Annotated in this window: 18 protein-coding genes; all 18 read right to left on the bottom strand. The window is 39.5% G+C overall.

The annotated features are described in order from the left end of the window. Positions 1–19: 19 nt before the first annotated feature. A complete protein-coding gene (locus ACJVDK_RS01840; protein WP_159156427.1) occupies positions 20–1,081 on the bottom strand; it encodes a hypothetical protein in 1,062 nt (353 codons plus the stop codon). Positions 1,082–1,137: 56 nt separating this feature from the next. Next, positions 1,138–1,428, bottom strand: coding sequence for a molybdenum ABC transporter permease (locus ACJVDK_RS01835; protein WP_443938594.1), 291 nt, complete (start codon positions 1,426–1,428; stop codon positions 1,138–1,140). A 92-nt stretch (positions 1,429–1,520) separates the two neighbouring features. Further along, positions 1,521–1,970, bottom strand: coding sequence for a DUF3872 domain-containing protein (locus ACJVDK_RS01830; protein ID WP_159156429.1), 450 nt, complete (start codon positions 1,968–1,970; stop codon positions 1,521–1,523). Between the two features lie 10 nt (positions 1,971–1,980). Further along, a complete protein-coding gene (locus ACJVDK_RS01825; RefSeq protein WP_159156430.1) occupies positions 1,981–2,541 on the bottom strand; it encodes a conjugal transfer protein TraO in 561 nt (186 codons plus the stop codon). A 21-nt stretch (positions 2,542–2,562) separates the two neighbouring features. Then, a complete protein-coding gene (gene traN, locus ACJVDK_RS01820) occupies positions 2,563–3,456 on the bottom strand; it encodes a conjugative transposon protein TraN (protein WP_159156431.1) in 894 nt (297 codons plus the stop codon). A 23-nt stretch (positions 3,457–3,479) separates the two neighbouring features. Further along, on the bottom strand, positions 3,480–4,820 hold the full coding sequence (gene traM, locus ACJVDK_RS01815; RefSeq protein WP_443938593.1) for a conjugative transposon protein TraM: 1,341 nt from the start codon (positions 4,818–4,820) through the stop codon (positions 3,480–3,482). A gap of 22 nt (positions 4,821–4,842) precedes the next feature. Further along, a complete protein-coding gene (locus ACJVDK_RS01810; RefSeq protein ID WP_443938592.1) occupies positions 4,843–5,073 on the bottom strand; it encodes a nitrogen regulatory IIA protein in 231 nt (76 codons plus the stop codon). Positions 5,074–5,114: 41 nt separating this feature from the next. Then, positions 5,115–5,546, bottom strand: coding sequence for a hypothetical protein (locus ACJVDK_RS01805; protein WP_443938591.1), 432 nt, complete (start codon positions 5,544–5,546; stop codon positions 5,115–5,117). Positions 5,547–5,556: 10 nt separating this feature from the next. Continuing rightward, the gene (gene traK, locus ACJVDK_RS01800; protein WP_443938590.1) at positions 5,557–6,180 is read right to left on the bottom strand and encodes a conjugative transposon protein TraK; all 624 of its coding nucleotides are present in this window, start codon (positions 6,178–6,180) and stop codon (positions 5,557–5,559) included. 21 nt (positions 6,181–6,201) lie between these two features. Further along, positions 6,202–7,197: a conjugative transposon protein TraJ gene (traJ, locus tag ACJVDK_RS01795; RefSeq protein WP_443938589.1), complete on the bottom strand. Its 996-nt coding sequence runs from the start codon at positions 7,195–7,197 to the stop codon at positions 6,202–6,204. A gap of 3 nt (positions 7,198–7,200) precedes the next feature. Then, on the bottom strand, positions 7,201–7,833 hold the full coding sequence (locus ACJVDK_RS01790) for a DUF4141 domain-containing protein (RefSeq protein WP_159156437.1): 633 nt from the start codon (positions 7,831–7,833) through the stop codon (positions 7,201–7,203). 27 nt (positions 7,834–7,860) lie between these two features. Next, a complete protein-coding gene (locus ACJVDK_RS01785; RefSeq protein WP_443938588.1) occupies positions 7,861–10,365 on the bottom strand; it encodes a TraG family conjugative transposon ATPase in 2,505 nt (834 codons plus the stop codon). Next, positions 10,362–10,691 carry a DUF4133 domain-containing protein gene (locus tag ACJVDK_RS01780; RefSeq protein WP_338839261.1) on the bottom strand — a complete coding sequence of 110 codons (330 nt, stop codon included), beginning with the start codon at positions 10,689–10,691 and terminating at the stop codon, positions 10,362–10,364. The genes ACJVDK_RS01785 and ACJVDK_RS01780 overlap by 4 nt, the downstream gene beginning before the upstream one ends. An 11-nt stretch (positions 10,692–10,702) precedes the next feature. Then, the gene (locus ACJVDK_RS01775) at positions 10,703–11,008 is read right to left on the bottom strand and encodes a DUF4134 domain-containing protein (RefSeq protein WP_443938587.1); all 306 of its coding nucleotides are present in this window, start codon (positions 11,006–11,008) and stop codon (positions 10,703–10,705) included. Between the two features lie 268 nt (positions 11,009–11,276). After that, a complete protein-coding gene (locus tag ACJVDK_RS01770; RefSeq protein ID WP_443938586.1) occupies positions 11,277–11,702 on the bottom strand; it encodes a DUF6527 family protein in 426 nt (141 codons plus the stop codon). Then, entirely contained in the window at positions 11,680–12,861 is a 1,182-nt protein-coding gene (locus tag ACJVDK_RS01765) for a ThiF family adenylyltransferase (RefSeq protein WP_443938585.1), read from the bottom strand. Before ACJVDK_RS01765 ends, ACJVDK_RS01770 begins: the two co-directional genes overlap by 23 nt. Then, positions 12,836–13,537, bottom strand: coding sequence for a multiubiquitin domain-containing protein (locus ACJVDK_RS01760; RefSeq protein ID WP_443938584.1), 702 nt, complete (start codon positions 13,535–13,537; stop codon positions 12,836–12,838). Before ACJVDK_RS01760 ends, ACJVDK_RS01765 begins: the two co-directional genes overlap by 26 nt. A gap of 316 nt (positions 13,538–13,853) precedes the next feature. Further along, the gene (locus ACJVDK_RS01755; RefSeq protein WP_443938583.1) at positions 13,854–14,099 is read right to left on the bottom strand and encodes a DUF2188 domain-containing protein; all 246 of its coding nucleotides are present in this window, start codon (positions 14,097–14,099) and stop codon (positions 13,854–13,856) included. Between the last annotated feature and the right edge of the window lie 15 nt (positions 14,100–14,114).

The raw sequence follows: 14,114 nt of genomic DNA, 5'->3' as shown, positions 1-14,114 counted from the left end.
TTCCACAAAATGAAACAATTTATTTACCACCAAATTCTTTCCATTTTGCTAGTTGTTTGTCAAGGTCGCCAATTGCTCCTATAAACAATAATTTTTTGTCTACTAACGGTTTTGCTAACACTTCTATTAGCTGTCGGTTTACCAATGTTTCGTGAGCTCCTGTATCAGAACGAACTAAAAGTTTTGAAGCGTCGTATACAACATTACCAAATTCATCTACAATTAGATTATTCATTTTATAAATCAAGTCTGCAAGAAAGGAAGTAGTTAGCGTAGGTTTTAAATATTGAATGGTTTTATCTTCATCTATTTTTTCGACTTTAATTTCTTTCAAATCGTATGCTTCTAATAATGCACAGGTCATAAAGGCATCAGAATTGTTTTGGATTAAAGTGTTTGTTTCATCTGTAAATGTGGCTGATATTTGATTTCCATACTCATTATGACGCATAGAATTGATTGTCGCAGATTTAGAAAATTCAAATTTGATTATCAAATTTGGATTAGGTGTTAAAACGTATTCGTTCCATACAACATTTCTCACTCCGTCAATGATAGCCTGATAGGTGACGTTTATAGAAGTTGAGCTCCTATCGTCTTCAATAATTGCCCATAGAGCGTTTTGTTTTGCTCTTAAAAACCGGATGGCAAATAGCAAAGGAAATCCCATTAAATCAGAAATATTCCTTAATCTTTTTAATCGGCTTCCACCAATTTTAAAATTGTCTTTTTCTGTTGATTTTACTTCCACTAAACATTTGTATTCAGTGAAGTCTTTTGCAGATTTCCCATTCACTGCATTTCCCATTTTTAGATTTACAAATAAATCAGGGACAATATAATCTCCCTCTACTAATGGTCGCTGCTCTAATCCAATAATATGGCTGGCTGTTCCAAGTAGTTTGGTCAGCATAGAAAACTCATCTTCTTCAGAAAGACCATTTACAGCACTCATCACACTTTCTTCACCACCTTCTTGGATATATAATTTTTTTGTTTCTTCAAACTGTTCTGTCGTAGCAACAGCTTTGATTGATTTTAAAGCCTTGGCTAATTCTATTCTCGTAACGTCTGCACTCATAGTTTATAATTATTTTTCTTATATATTAAAGAAAAGGCTTCACCTATACATTCCTTTTAGCGTAAGGGTTGCTTGTTTACCTCAATACTGTGAGTTTCTTTCTCCTTTTTCTCACGAGAATAAACCCATAATGACAACAATCCGAAGATAATGAGTGCATAAGCTACCCATTTGCCAATTTTTTCAATAAATTTAATAGCAACCGATTTTTCATAAGAAGAAAAACCTTCAGCTCCCGTAGGGCTTCGCCTGTAAAATTTTCTTCGGTTAATCCAATAACGAAATCCCAAACCTAAAACCAAAAATAGTATCCCTATAACCAATGATGAAGCCATATCTAAAACCACATTAATTCAGCACTTTAAATTTACAAAAAAATAATTGTGCAATAGTTTTTAAAACAGAAATCCTACCTATACTAGGCAGGATTTCTTATTATTTAATCAGCACTGTTAAACTGAAAGCTGAGTTGTTTTTCATTCCCAAAGCTGTCCGAAATCCAAATCTCAAAAGATTGTGATACCGTAGATGTCGAAGTGTAATACAACCGAAACTGTTCCGTTGATAACGAATACAAATCGTTCGGCAGATACGGTGGTTCATCATAATATCGGAGCGTACCTTGTCCATCAAATTGGAAATAACGTAAAAAATACTGCGTGTTGTTGTAATTCCCATCTCTTTTTATGGTAATGCGTATTTCTACGGTCTGTCCGTTGGCAACATCTTTAGGTACAGGCATTACATTGACCTCGAAAGGGAAATTGTTCTGTATTTCGAGTTCATCATCTTTGCTACAAGATACCAACGTAACCGAAGCAGTGAGGATTGCCAAGAGTACATATATTGGCAATAATCCTATTCTGAATTTATTGAATATTGCTATCATCATTTTTGTTTTAAAAGTTAAATCTTAATCCCACACCTGCTGACGGCCGGAACTGTTCCAGATCCGTACCCCACAAAACTTTTGTACGCCCTTGCAGGACTAACACAAATCGGTCGGACAGGTACGTTTCAAAAGTGAGCCGTCCGCCAGCTCCATAGATGAATTTGTCCTCACTCAGTATCTTCGATCCGTCATACAACATCGTTTCGCCACGATTGATGTTTTCATAACCCACTACGCCTGTTATTCCGAAGTTTAACGTGATGTTCTTACGGGCATCACCCAACAAGAAGAAACTGTAACCACCCTCTGCCGTATAGGTTTCCTGCGGAATTTTTACGTCTTTATACTCGTGGTATTGATGCGTGTATTCCAATGCCCAAAGCTGATAATTGCCGTTCTTGCCGTTTACGGTCATTCCGATATTGATGTAATAATCATTACCGATTTTATCATCGGATAGTACACCAACATTTACTTCCAATCCTTTTTGTTTAGGCAGCATTCGTTGTGCCTGGCTGGTTGTGATACCTATTACAAAGAGCATCACGGTATAGATATACTTTTTCATACTAATTACTTTAAAAGGTTATTAAAATTTAAGGTGCATATCGTTAATCAAACGAGCTTTGATTAAATCCGAATTTTCCACCTGAAGGGTTTGATGTCTTCCACCGTTTTTTTCAAAAATTTCAATCAGCAAAACCTTGTCGTCGGCAATGGTAAACTGGTCTAAAAGAAACACGTTCTGTTCAGTAGTTTGTCCTGAAATTTCTGTAAGTGGTTTATAAGTACGAAGCGGTATCATTGGGCGTTCCTGTACCACGGTACGCTTCGCCACTTTCTTATCCACCACCTTGAAATTGACAAAATCAATCTGAAAAGGCACATTGCTACGGTTTCTCATTTCAGTATGAAAATAATATTTGCCATTGTGTATGTAGATGCCTTTGAGGATAAACTGAATGCCGAAACTCTTTGCTCCGATATGTTTTACAATACGTTTGTCTTTCTTGTAGATGGTTTCCAAAAGCAAGCCTGCCAATGAAGGCGAATTGTTGCCCAATTCTTCAAAAAGAACATCGTTTCCGTTGGCTTTATCTACAGCCTTTTGCATCGTCAGTAAGTCGTAACTTAATGCCTCCGGGTATGAACTGTAATACACGTTGAAGTTGTAAAAACGTCCATCGTTGGTAATGACCGAAAAATTGGTTTCGTTTTCAAAATCCCTAACAGATGCTTTTACACGCAAAACGTTTTCTGCGTCTTCCGCTTTTCCTGCAATCAGGTACTCGCTACCCAAATCCACATAACGTATGGCTGTCGGGAAAATAAGGTGCGAAGTTTTATCGTAGGTAACTTCCATTTTATAGGCTTCTATTTTACCTAATTCAAGTTTAGTTTTTACGGTATCCTGTGCGAAAGACTGCACGGTTAAGCCGAGTATCAGGGCAAATGCCCAAAAGGTTTTTAAATGATTTTTCATTGTTTAAATATTTGAGTTCAACATTATTTTTTAGATACCAAGAAGACCTGATGTCCTGCTTTCAGTGTAACTTTTGGTGTTCTTACTTTTTTGGCGAAATAGCCCGAAATGCCCTGTACCACGCCACGGCTAAGGTCTGCGGCAACCTGCTGTCCGGCATTTTGCGTAAGCATCAGGCTTGTTCCCGATTGTTGGCTCATATTGCCTGCCATTTCTGTAAGGGCATTCATTTCGGGTGAATACGGGACGTACAAACCCTGTTGTCCATCTATATCATAAATGGTTATATCTACCGGAATGATATTGCCCTCTAATTCTATGGAGGTAATTTTTAACTGCAAACGTCCACCCTGAAACTTGGCATTAGCGGTTACAATTGTTCCTTTGGGAATAACACGTTGAGGTGTTTGGGCAGGTTCCAATAAACGCAAGCGTACGCCTGTTTCACCAATAACTGTTTGGGCATCGTGTACACACGCTTTGATGCTGTTTTTTGGTTGAATAATCTGTTCTGTCGAACCAGCTGTGTAAAATCCACGATTTCTTGATTGGCTCCAATCGGCTAAAAAAGCACTGTCGGTAGGCTCACGGTACAAGGCTGATACAGTATTTTTTCTCGTTGGTGTAAATGCCACAAAATGCTCTTTTTGATTAGAACCAGAGTTAGCCGTACCTGCCTCTTTAGCAGGTGGAGCTTCCGCCTGATTTGTTGTGCCGGTTGGCAGATACTTTGCAGCCATCTGATAGGATTTCTCCATCAATTCCAATTGGTCATTTACCGTTACAGGCTTAGGTACATCTTTGTCAGCTAACTGTTCTTTTAATTCGTTCAGTTGCCTGCGGAGTTCTGTTGTTTCCGCATTATCATCCTGATAAAATGAACCTAATGTATTTTGTGCACTCCTGTAACTGTTTAGTGCAGGATTTCCGTTTCTTCCAGAATTTCTTCCTCCTGTACTATAGCCGTAACTTTCCTCTTCTTCGGGAATTTCTTCCTCAGTATCTTGTGTGCTATCCGTGTTCCAATAATCGGAAAGTGTTGCCAATGCATTGCGTTTTTCCTGATCTTTACGTTCGAGCATTTCCTGTTCGTAAGCCTTGCCTTTATCGGCAGGTAATCCTGCTCCGGTAGCCTGTGGAACAGCATCGTTCAGTCCGACATTTTCGATTTCCTTTTTATCTTCAGAGGGTTTAAATATGAGGTACATACAACCCACGAAGACAATGCCCATCAAACCGAATATAAGTGGCTTTTTAAGCTTTTCAGCTTTATTCTGTGTGCTGTCTTGCAACACATCAGCGGTTTCTTTCGGGCTACCTTCCGTTACCCGAACAACCGATTTTTTATTATCATTTTCTTTCATAAATCTTATTTTTTAGAATTGTTTATACTGTGTCCTGCAATCTTGCAGGACTTTCCTTTTTTTTGAGAACAGGGTTCTCGATATGCTCGATGACCATACTGTTATCAGATTTTCTGGTATCGTACCATACCTTGCCAATAACCATTGTGGTAAGGAGCAGATAACCCACAAAAAAGTACAAGGTGTATTGGTGCTGTTTCCTTAGTGGTAATGCCCGCCAGCGGTCATCCAGTTTGTCAAAGTACCTGTCCATATTTGCTCTTAATTTTTTCATACTTTAATGATTTTCGGTTATTACATTCTAAACCGCCTGTTCCGTGAGGACAACTGTTGTTTCGGAGTATCGGATACTTGGGTAATGGCTTCTTTTCTTGTTGGAACCGAACCTGTGGAGAGGTCTGTGAGCTTGGATTGCTTCAATAATTGCCCAAATTGGTCTATCCTTTCAATATTCATCTTCTGCACATCGAAAAGGCCGTTTTCAAACTTTACCCACATATTGCATTCAACTTTTGGCTTGTCATCGCCATTCCATTGCAGGTAGGTTTTCAGCATTAAGATGTTAGGTAACATAGGTTTATCCATCCCGTTTTTACAAGCCTCCAAAAACCTGCTGATGCTATCTTTGATTTTGTCGGCATAAGCTGCCTCCGTTTGGAAATAGCCATCGTAACCTTTATCGGTCAGTTTTTTTGCGAATGTGTCTAAGTCAAGTGCTTGTTTCATATCCAAAAATTTAGCGTTCAATAACTTCAATATCTCTATTTTCTATAACCGCAAATTTTTCAATATTGAAGCCTTGAGGATTGTTGTCTGAACGGACAGAGTTTACTAGATAGCACGAAGTGATCAGGTTACGTTTTGTTACATTACTAGAACGGATGATGAACTGTTTGGAATAGGTTCTTACTGCATACGGATAGGTATCAAAGTTGCAGACAACACTATCCACTTCTATGCGTTGCTGTACGTTTCCTGATATGATACGATTGTAATATCCTTTCTCCGAGAGGTCTTTGTAATAATCAAAGGCGCTTTTGTCCGCAAGGTTGAATGCCCTATTCATATTACTTTCTATAGCATTCTTATCGGGAGCGAGCGTGAAGAACAGCTCGTGAAAACGTCTGATGTGCTCCCTTGCTTCTACAGGTCGGTTGATACTTGCATCTTGCGATAAGGCTAGCATCAAGGATTTACCATTGTCTAATACATAAATTTTCTGGCGTTGTTCATCTGCAAAACGGTAGGACTGCCATACTGCATAACCTACCACACCAATGCAGAGAACGGCAAACACGATGGCATATAGCCTGATCTGTCTGAAACTGTTTTCTATATTTCTTAGTGTTTTAAATTCCATTTTGTTTGAATGATTAATTGTTTATTTATTCATTAGTTTGCCACCAATATTTCCAACTGTTGAACCAGCTCCGGCTCCGGCTATGTTTCCAGCTTTCATTGCAGTTTGGTTTACGTTTCGTGTAAAGTTTCCTGCGCCTCCGGCTTGGATAATCCAACCTGTTACTGTTGGTATAGTGAAGTATCCCACAATACCTATAATCATAAAGATGATGTACACGGTATTGGAAGTATCAGGAATAAAGGTTGGGTCTGAAAGCATCTGGATATCACGTTCCAGTATCAGCGATTGTATTCGTGCCAACATTGAACTGAACAGATCTGAAACAGGTAGCCAGAGATAAACACTTATGTACCTCGTGAACCATTGTGCGAGGGTGCTTTGAAAACCATCCCATACAGAAATAGCAAAGGCTATTGGTCCGAGTATGGACAAAACAATAAGGAAAAACGTTCGTATGGTATCAATTACTAGAGCCGCAGCCTGAAAGAGTATTTCTAATAAATTCCGAAACCAATCCTTTATAGCCTTCTCTATCTTGTAGGCTTGCCTATCCATATACATTCCTGCCATTGTACCAATGTCGGAGGGCGACCAACCTAATTCCTCCAGCTTTTTGTCGAATTCTTCATCTGATACCATAAAAGCAGTTTCAGGATTTCGTACCATTGCTTCATATTCCAATTGGTCTTTTTGTTGCTGTAATTGGTTCAGATCAAGCACCTGGTCTTCCAATATAGCGTGGGTTCCTATAACTACAGGACTTAGTACCGCATTAATAGTTCCCAATACAATAGTTGGAAAGAACATGATGCAAAGCCCCAAAGCAAAAGGACGTAGCAGAGGAAACATATCAATAGGTTCGGCACGGCTTAAAGCCTGCCAAACCTTTAATGCTACATAGAACAACGCACCCAATCCTGCAAGACCTTTAGCTACTGCTGCCATATCACCGGCAAGCGGCATCATATCATCGTAGAGCGAACGTAAGAGTTCGTGAAGGTTATTCCATTCCATAGCTTACCAGTATTTTTGGTTAGAAGTTCCATAGAGGTCAAGCACTCTTTTGGCATCGTTTTTCTTTTTTGCTCTCAGGTAGCTGACCGATATATTCTTATTGGTGTAGTAGCGAACAAGGCTATGGTAATCTTTAACCTCTTTGTACACACGGTCAATCACATCCATACGTTCCTTGTCGTTCAGAGAAAGGCTCGAAGAGGTTACAATCTGTTTCAATTCTTTCAGTAGTTCGGTACTTTCATTGAGCAGTGCCGAATAGCCATTGCCGATAGCTACCAATTCCTGTGGTTTAAAATTCGGATCGTTCATCATTTTGCCAAAATTGGTAACATACATTTCTGATACATCTCCGACTAGAAGTACGGTTTGCTGTACTTTACGGGCATCTTTCACAAGATTATTGATGGCTTGAAGTTTATCGTAGTATTCTTTTCCCTGTTTATAAACCTTTTCCACTTCCTTGAAATTTTTTACTACGTTACTCACGGTCGATGAAGTCTGTACGATTTCATTTGCAGAGTTAAGAATACCTGAAGCCAGGTTTGTCGGATCGGTAACTACCCATTGGGCTTTTGCTGAGGGTGCTACGACAAGCATTAGTGCCGTACACACCAGATACAATACTTTTTTCATTGTTCTTGAATTTTAAAATGTTAATGACTATTGATTTGATTTATCCCGCCTTTGCATTGCAATGTGCTTAATGGCGAGTTCGACGTTTCCGTCAAGTTCGGATGCGAGCTGCATCACTTCCATTTTCTCGGATTCTTCAGTAGTGTATGCTAGATATTCTTCCAGACTCACTTCGGTAGCGTATACTGCCGATTCCGTGCCTCCTAAGCCAATCCAAACCTCTTTATATAATCGGCTTGGATGGTTATTCATATTTATGGAAAGTACCTGTCCTTTTTCCTTATCCGTAAGTCCCAACATTGCTTGTATATCATCAAATTTGTTCATATACTTCCGTTGGTCTAAGAGGATTTTACAATCGGAATTATTAATGATACTTTCTTTGACAATAGGCGATTGAATGATGTCGTCCACCTCTTGGGTAACTACGATAGCTTCGCCAAAAAACTTCCTAACCGTTTTGAATAAATACTTGATGTATTCCGCCATTCCTTCCTTAGCAATTGCTTTCCAGGCTTCTTCAATTAAGATAAGTTTTCGGATACCTTTAAGTCTTCTCATCTTATTGATAAAAACCTCCATAATGATGATGGTGACGATAGGAAATAGGATTTTGTGGTCTTTAATCGCATCAATCTCAAATACGATAAAACGTTTGGAAAGCAGGTCTAACTGTTTGTTGGAGTTCAACAAGTAATCATATTCTCCGCCTTTGTAATAAGGTTCCAATACGTTGAGGAAATTAGCAATATCAAAGTCTTTTTCCCTTACATGCTTTTCCTCCAGTACCTTGCGGTAATCACCTTGTACATATTCATAAAAACCGTTGAAAGACGGATAAATGTCGTCCGTCTTGATACGTTCGATATAACCCGACACTGCATTAGATAATGCTACTTCTTCTGAACGGGTTGGCGGTTCATCATCACGTTTCCATAAGGTCAGTATCAAAGTTTTTATACTTTCACGCTTTTCAATATCGAACACGCCATCATCGGTATAGAAAGGATTAAAGGCAATCGGGTTGTCTTCTGTATAAGTGAAATAAACACCGTCTTCTCCTTTGGTTTTACCTTTGATGAGTTCGCATAAACCCTGATAGGAATTACCCGTATCTACAAGTAAAACGTGAGCGCCTTGCTCGTAATACTGCCTTACCATGTGATTGGTAAAGAACGATTTACCTGAACCCGACGGACCAAGTATGAACTTGTTCCTATTCGTGATGATACCACGTTTCATCGGCAAATCCGATATATCCAAATGAATAGGCTTTCCGGTCAATCGGTCAGCCATCTTGATACCGAATGGTGAGGGCGAATTGTGGTAATTGGTTTCTTCCGTAAAAAAGCACAAAGCAGGTTCTATGAACGTGTAAAAACTTTCCTCACTCGGAAAATCTCCTGCATTGCCCGGCATTCCTGCCCAATACAATGTGGCTACATCTGTAGTGTTATGGCGTGGCTTACATTCCATTAAAGCCAATGCACTACCGCAATCGTTTTTCAACTGTTTCAATTCCGCAGGGTCTTCCGACCAAGCCATAATGTTGAAGTGCGAACGGACTGAAGACAGACCGAAGCTGTGGGCTTCGTTCAAGTATTTTTCTATCCACTCTTTGTTGATTTGGTTGGCACGGCTGTACCTTGCCAGTGAGTGCATATTCCTTGCGGATTTCTCAAACTTTTGCAGGTTGTCTTCGCTGTTATCCAAAAAAATGTACTGGTTGTAAATGTGGTTGCAGCTTAACAACAAGCCCACGGGTGCGGCGAATGACAGGCGGCAGTCGCTACGGTCGGTAGATAGCTTTTCAAAACGGGTATCTGCTGATACCGTTCCGGGCAAGTCGTCCGTATCTGAAAGCGTATGCAAACTCAACCTTTTGTTGCCGATGCGTACCTCTTCGGTTCCAAGTGCGATATCCTGCATTGGTGTTCCGGCTTCCCTCGATAACGTGAGGTACTGTTCCAGTAATCCCTGTGTATCGTCCGTTCCGATGATGTCCTCGTCGGTCAAACGTCGCAGGCTCACAAAACCGCTATCGTTCACGATGCGCTCAAACTGGGCGACCGCCTCCATAAAGCGGTGTATCGTTTCCTTGTTCCTGATTTCCTTTGGTATCAGTGTTCCTTTGCAAAGCGAACTGAAGTTGCTTTGCATCCGCATTCTTTCCTTTGTGGTCTTCGTCAGGAACAGGTAACAATAATGGTTCAGGAACGGTCGCTCGTTGAAATGACGTTGATAAGACTTCGATAAAAAACTTTGGTCTTCTATTGCCAAATCGGGCGCATAGCTTTCCTTGATGTACCAATCCTGTTTGTGAATGACCGTAAAATCAGGCAGGGTTTTAATCGCCTTGTGCCAGGCGGAGTGAATGGCTTCGTATTCCGCAGAAGCTACTGTGAACAGTTCCGGCAAACACACTTCAAAGCAGGCGGTAATGTCCGCATCTTTGGATAAGATGCAGTTGTTCTCTACTGCCAATAATGGAAATTTGTTTTCCAGTGTGGTTGTCTTTGCTACATTTCTCATACGGCATTCTGTTTAGGTGTGAATTTTAAATAGCGGTGTACAGGCTTGCGGCAGATGATGTAGCGGGGATGCCTTTTGTTGGCTGCAATTTTCATCAGCCCGTGTTCGCCGTATTTCCTGTTCAGTGAAAAGGTCTGCCACACAATGAGCGAAGCACCACCTACTCCGAGGAAGAGGCAGATGTAAGAGTTTACACCTGCCATATACAGTATCATCACGAGGATAAGCGTACCGAGAAGTCCGCCAGCGAAGATGAACAGGTATTGTGCTTTCAACCCTTTAAATTCCACCGTTCTTCCGATGCCTTTGTTGATATTGTAATTCATAAGGCGAAGGATTAAAGGAAGAATGAACGAAGGATGGTAGCCGCTACGATCAAGAAGATACATGCACCGAACCACGAAGCCGCAGTCTTGCTTGTATCGGGGTCGCCTGAGCTGAACTTGTTGTACACCTTAACGCCTCCGATGAGCCCAACCACCGCACCGATGGCGTAGATTAATTGGGTTGCGGGGTCGAAATAGCTTGTTACCATTTGGGTAGCCTCGTTGATACCGGCCGAACCGTTTCCCTGTGCGAATGCACCATAACCTGACAGCATTGCCGCAGCTGCCAGCAAAACTTTTTTTCTCTGTTTTTTCATAATTGAAACACATTAATTTGTTGCTATTTGCCCGCACTTTGCGAGCTTTCGGGACAAAGGTGTTTCAGAAATTATGGCGTTATAACAAACTGGCAGTCAGAGGAAGTGTTTGGCTGTGAGTGGCTGTATCTTTATAGAAAAGAAGGAGTTAGTTTGAGGATATTTTAGGAATTGAAAAAGAAGACTGAAACAATTACTTATTTAATTCAAAGCCCTTACAAAAAAAGCCGAAGTGTTAGCTTCGGCTTTAATAGAAAAAATAAAAGTCCTATAGTCGGAAAAGTTTCAATATCTTCTGCCAAAGAGTAGGCTTATGGATTTCTTGAACAATAGGCTCTTCATTTGGAATATCTGACACATCAAAATATTCCGATTTACGTTCTAAATCATTTTCTCTACCTAAACGGATTTCTCTTTCTGTCCAACTACCGGCAAACTCAATTTTGTTGTTCCTTATCCAATAGTGGGACTTACATTCAAAATTCCAATTTCCAATAGACGGATGAAGCGTAACAGATTTACCGTTAAATGTCAGTTTCCAATCTGTTGGAGACAATGGAGTCACTACTTCATTACCACAGCCACATACACATTTATGTATTGCAGTGCAGTATTCGATTGAGACGTATAAAATACCTTCCTCAACCTTCTCAGGAATGAATTCAACGAACTTATACTGTAACGACATCTTCATTAAAAATTTTAGATGTACTAATAGCAAATGAGCTATGATACTCATTCTCCAAATCAACATAAATTCCAGATATCTTCTTCCATTTCAGTATAGCAAAAATTGCATTCAAAGCATTCAATTCCGCAATCTGAATATTTGTAGCATATTCATTATTATCGGAATCTTCTGCAAAGATCCGAAGGGGTAAATGGTCATTTTTGTCACGGGTGGCAGAAGTAACTCTTACAGCACCCGTAATCTTGTCATCAACGACATTCACACCTAAACCTACATCAGAAAACGGAATACCGATACTAGCCAAGTAATCTGTTATCATTTTCCTAGCTGCATTTTTATCAACACATACAAATACATAATCCATTTTATCTAATTCTAATAGATTCTCTTTTTTCACATAGTAGTCATGGATATAAATGTACTTGTGCATGTTAGAATACAACTTTTGATAATATGCAGCCTTTCTAGAATTTTCATTAAGGTCCTTCATTGATGCAGCACCTGGCGAACGGAATGCATTGTGTTGGTCAAAGCTATCCCCATCAAAAAGGTGGATTTCCTTCACCGGTGTTTTGGCAACCATATCTAAAATATATGCTCCAGTTCCTCCTAAACCAACAATTGCAATTTTCTGTCCTTCTAATTTTGCATTAATTACTTCTATGTTAGCTCGACTCGAATTGGTATCAATGTACTGGAATACGGTTTCATTAGCACTGTCTGCTATCACCTTAAAAGTCTTTTCCGTTACTGAAGGATCCAGATATTTAGCCGGTGCCGAAATGATGTCTGCATACCTTTTGACCTTTTCATAGTAGTTCGGATACCCGGCAGGAGGCTTATTTGAAAAAGATCTGTTTACCGTAATCTGATGGTTCAGTACAGAATTAGAATTACTATGTTGAATGGCAGTGATAATTGTACCGTCAGAACCACAGGGATTATCCCCGATAAAATGTATAACATGATTATCCGGAGTTGCTGTCTTGTTATTATTACTTAACGTGAGTGTACTTACTAACACTCCGTATAGTATCTGCCTGTTTTGATCGACATAGGGTATATGGTGGATAAGTAAATATCCACCACGTACCTCGATCTCATAACCTTCGTCTCTTAGACGCTTAAGGTCTGGACTATGATTTATCAGTTGCTGTGACATCGAAGATCATTTTATTTTTGACACGAACAACTGAACCTTTAACCATAGTGCCTTCTGGTTTAGGTTCCCAGCCTCTGCTATAAGTAACCGTATAACCCTTGTTTGGGTTATTATCGTATGATCCGAAAGCCAACACAACCAACTGCTCAAAAGAGATGTTTGCTTCTTTCCAAATATGTGGACGAGCATTAACAATAATGGTAAACTCAGTAGGTTTAGGTTTAGAGAAAAACTTCTCTTTACCCGGACGAGCTAAATCAACTACTTCATCATCTAATATTTGATCGTCTTGCCAACCTTCCTTGATGTCAAGGAAGATATCATCTTCAGCAGATATGTTGCCCAGTTCTCTGATTTGAACACCTCTTATGTATTGCTTATACCAAGTAAAGGGTTTGTTATTAATGAAGAACTGAAGCTTTTTCTTTACGAAGAAATACTCGGTTTCAGGTCGAGCCAAGTTAACTTGTTTCTCATTTTCAATAAGCTCATCCTGATATGGTTTGCTAATTGACAAAAACAACTCGGTGTCTAAAGGTATCCCAGCAAGTTGTTTTAATTCTGCCCCTGTTTTGTACTGGTCAAATGTTTCATACTCTTTACCTTCTATTACAAATGTTAGAGGTACTTTTGAATTTTGGGAATGCGATTCCCCTTGATGATTATTTGAATTCATCTTGAATTTTAATTTGATATTAATTAATATTTAATTGCTTATTGCCTATCATTTCGACAATAAATAGGACGTGCCCTGAGATAGTTTAATTCTGATGCAATTGAAATTTTATATTATTAATACCAAGCCCGACAACCTGAATTGTACTGATTGAGGGTTAAAATCACGAAAAGCTTGTTTATTTCAAATAAAGGAGGTAGTTTTGAAGTGCAAAACATTACTACCAAGAGCCTTGCAAGGGCTTTTGTTTCCTTTACGGAATTAAGCCAGGTGATTTTCGCCTGGTTTTTTTATTTTCTTAATTGTTTCTTTTTCATTAGTACTTAGTGTCTTTAATTGATTTTGGATCATTTCCAGGCTTAACAGTATCACTATCTCGTATAGGTCCACCATTTGGTCTGTGTATCCGAACTTCACCACCACCATTATTTGATGAAAACTTTTTTGCAAGTTGTTCAGCTTGCTTTTGAGTACTAACGATGGCTGAAGCCTTCTTACCACCCTCTTTTTGGACATTCCAATCAGACTGTCCTTTCTTTTGTGTTACATGATAATTTGCCATAATAGTTATTAAAAA

Origin of the sequence: Pedobacter paludisoli (assembly GCF_052344095.1) — a bacterium.
In the GTDB taxonomy this organism is placed as follows: Bacteria; Bacteroidota; Bacteroidia; order Sphingobacteriales; family Sphingobacteriaceae; genus Pedobacter.
This window is presented reverse-complemented; position numbering and strand designations above follow the sequence as displayed.

Excerpts from the sequence above, each read along its gene's own strand:
- ACJVDK_RS01840 (WP_159156427.1), bottom strand. The coding sequence starts at position 1,081 with ATGAGTGCAGACGTTACGAGAATAGAATTAGCCAAGGCTTTAAAATCA.
- ACJVDK_RS01830 (WP_159156429.1), bottom strand. The coding sequence starts at position 1,970 with ATGATAGCAATATTCAATAAATTCAGAATAGGATTATTGCCAATATAT.
- ACJVDK_RS01825 (WP_159156430.1), bottom strand. The coding sequence starts at position 2,541 with ATGAAAAAGTATATCTATACCGTGATGCTCTTTGTAATAGGTATCACA.
- traN (WP_159156431.1), bottom strand. The coding sequence starts at position 3,456 with ATGAAAAATCATTTAAAAACCTTTTGGGCATTTGCCCTGATACTCGGC.
- traM (WP_443938593.1), bottom strand. The coding sequence starts at position 4,820 with ATGAAAGAAAATGATAATAAAAAATCGGTTGTTCGGGTAACGGAAGGT.
- ACJVDK_RS01810 (WP_443938592.1), bottom strand. The coding sequence starts at position 5,073 with ATGGACAGGTACTTTGACAAACTGGATGACCGCTGGCGGGCATTACCA.
- ACJVDK_RS01805 (WP_443938591.1), bottom strand. The coding sequence starts at position 5,546 with ATGAAACAAGCACTTGACTTAGACACATTCGCAAAAAAACTGACCGAT.
- traK (WP_443938590.1), bottom strand. The coding sequence starts at position 6,180 with ATGGAATTTAAAACACTAAGAAATATAGAAAACAGTTTCAGACAGATC.
- traJ (WP_443938589.1), bottom strand. The coding sequence starts at position 7,197 with ATGGAATGGAATAACCTTCACGAACTCTTACGTTCGCTCTACGATGAT.
- ACJVDK_RS01790 (WP_159156437.1), bottom strand. The coding sequence starts at position 7,833 with ATGAAAAAAGTATTGTATCTGGTGTGTACGGCACTAATGCTTGTCGTA.
- ACJVDK_RS01785 (WP_443938588.1), bottom strand. The coding sequence starts at position 10,365 with ATGAGAAATGTAGCAAAGACAACCACACTGGAAAACAAATTTCCATTA.
- ACJVDK_RS01780 (WP_338839261.1), bottom strand. The coding sequence starts at position 10,691 with ATGAATTACAATATCAACAAAGGCATCGGAAGAACGGTGGAATTTAAA.
- ACJVDK_RS01775 (WP_443938587.1), bottom strand. The coding sequence starts at position 11,008 with ATGAAAAAACAGAGAAAAAAAGTTTTGCTGGCAGCTGCGGCAATGCTG.
- ACJVDK_RS01770 (WP_443938586.1), bottom strand. The coding sequence starts at position 11,702 with ATGAAGATGTCGTTACAGTATAAGTTCGTTGAATTCATTCCTGAGAAG.
- ACJVDK_RS01765 (WP_443938585.1), bottom strand. The coding sequence starts at position 12,861 with ATGTCACAGCAACTGATAAATCATAGTCCAGACCTTAAGCGTCTAAGA.
- ACJVDK_RS01760 (WP_443938584.1), bottom strand. The coding sequence starts at position 13,537 with ATGAATTCAAATAATCATCAAGGGGAATCGCATTCCCAAAATTCAAAA.
- ACJVDK_RS01755 (WP_443938583.1), bottom strand. The coding sequence starts at position 14,099 with ATGGCAAATTATCATGTAACACAAAAGAAAGGACAGTCTGATTGGAAT.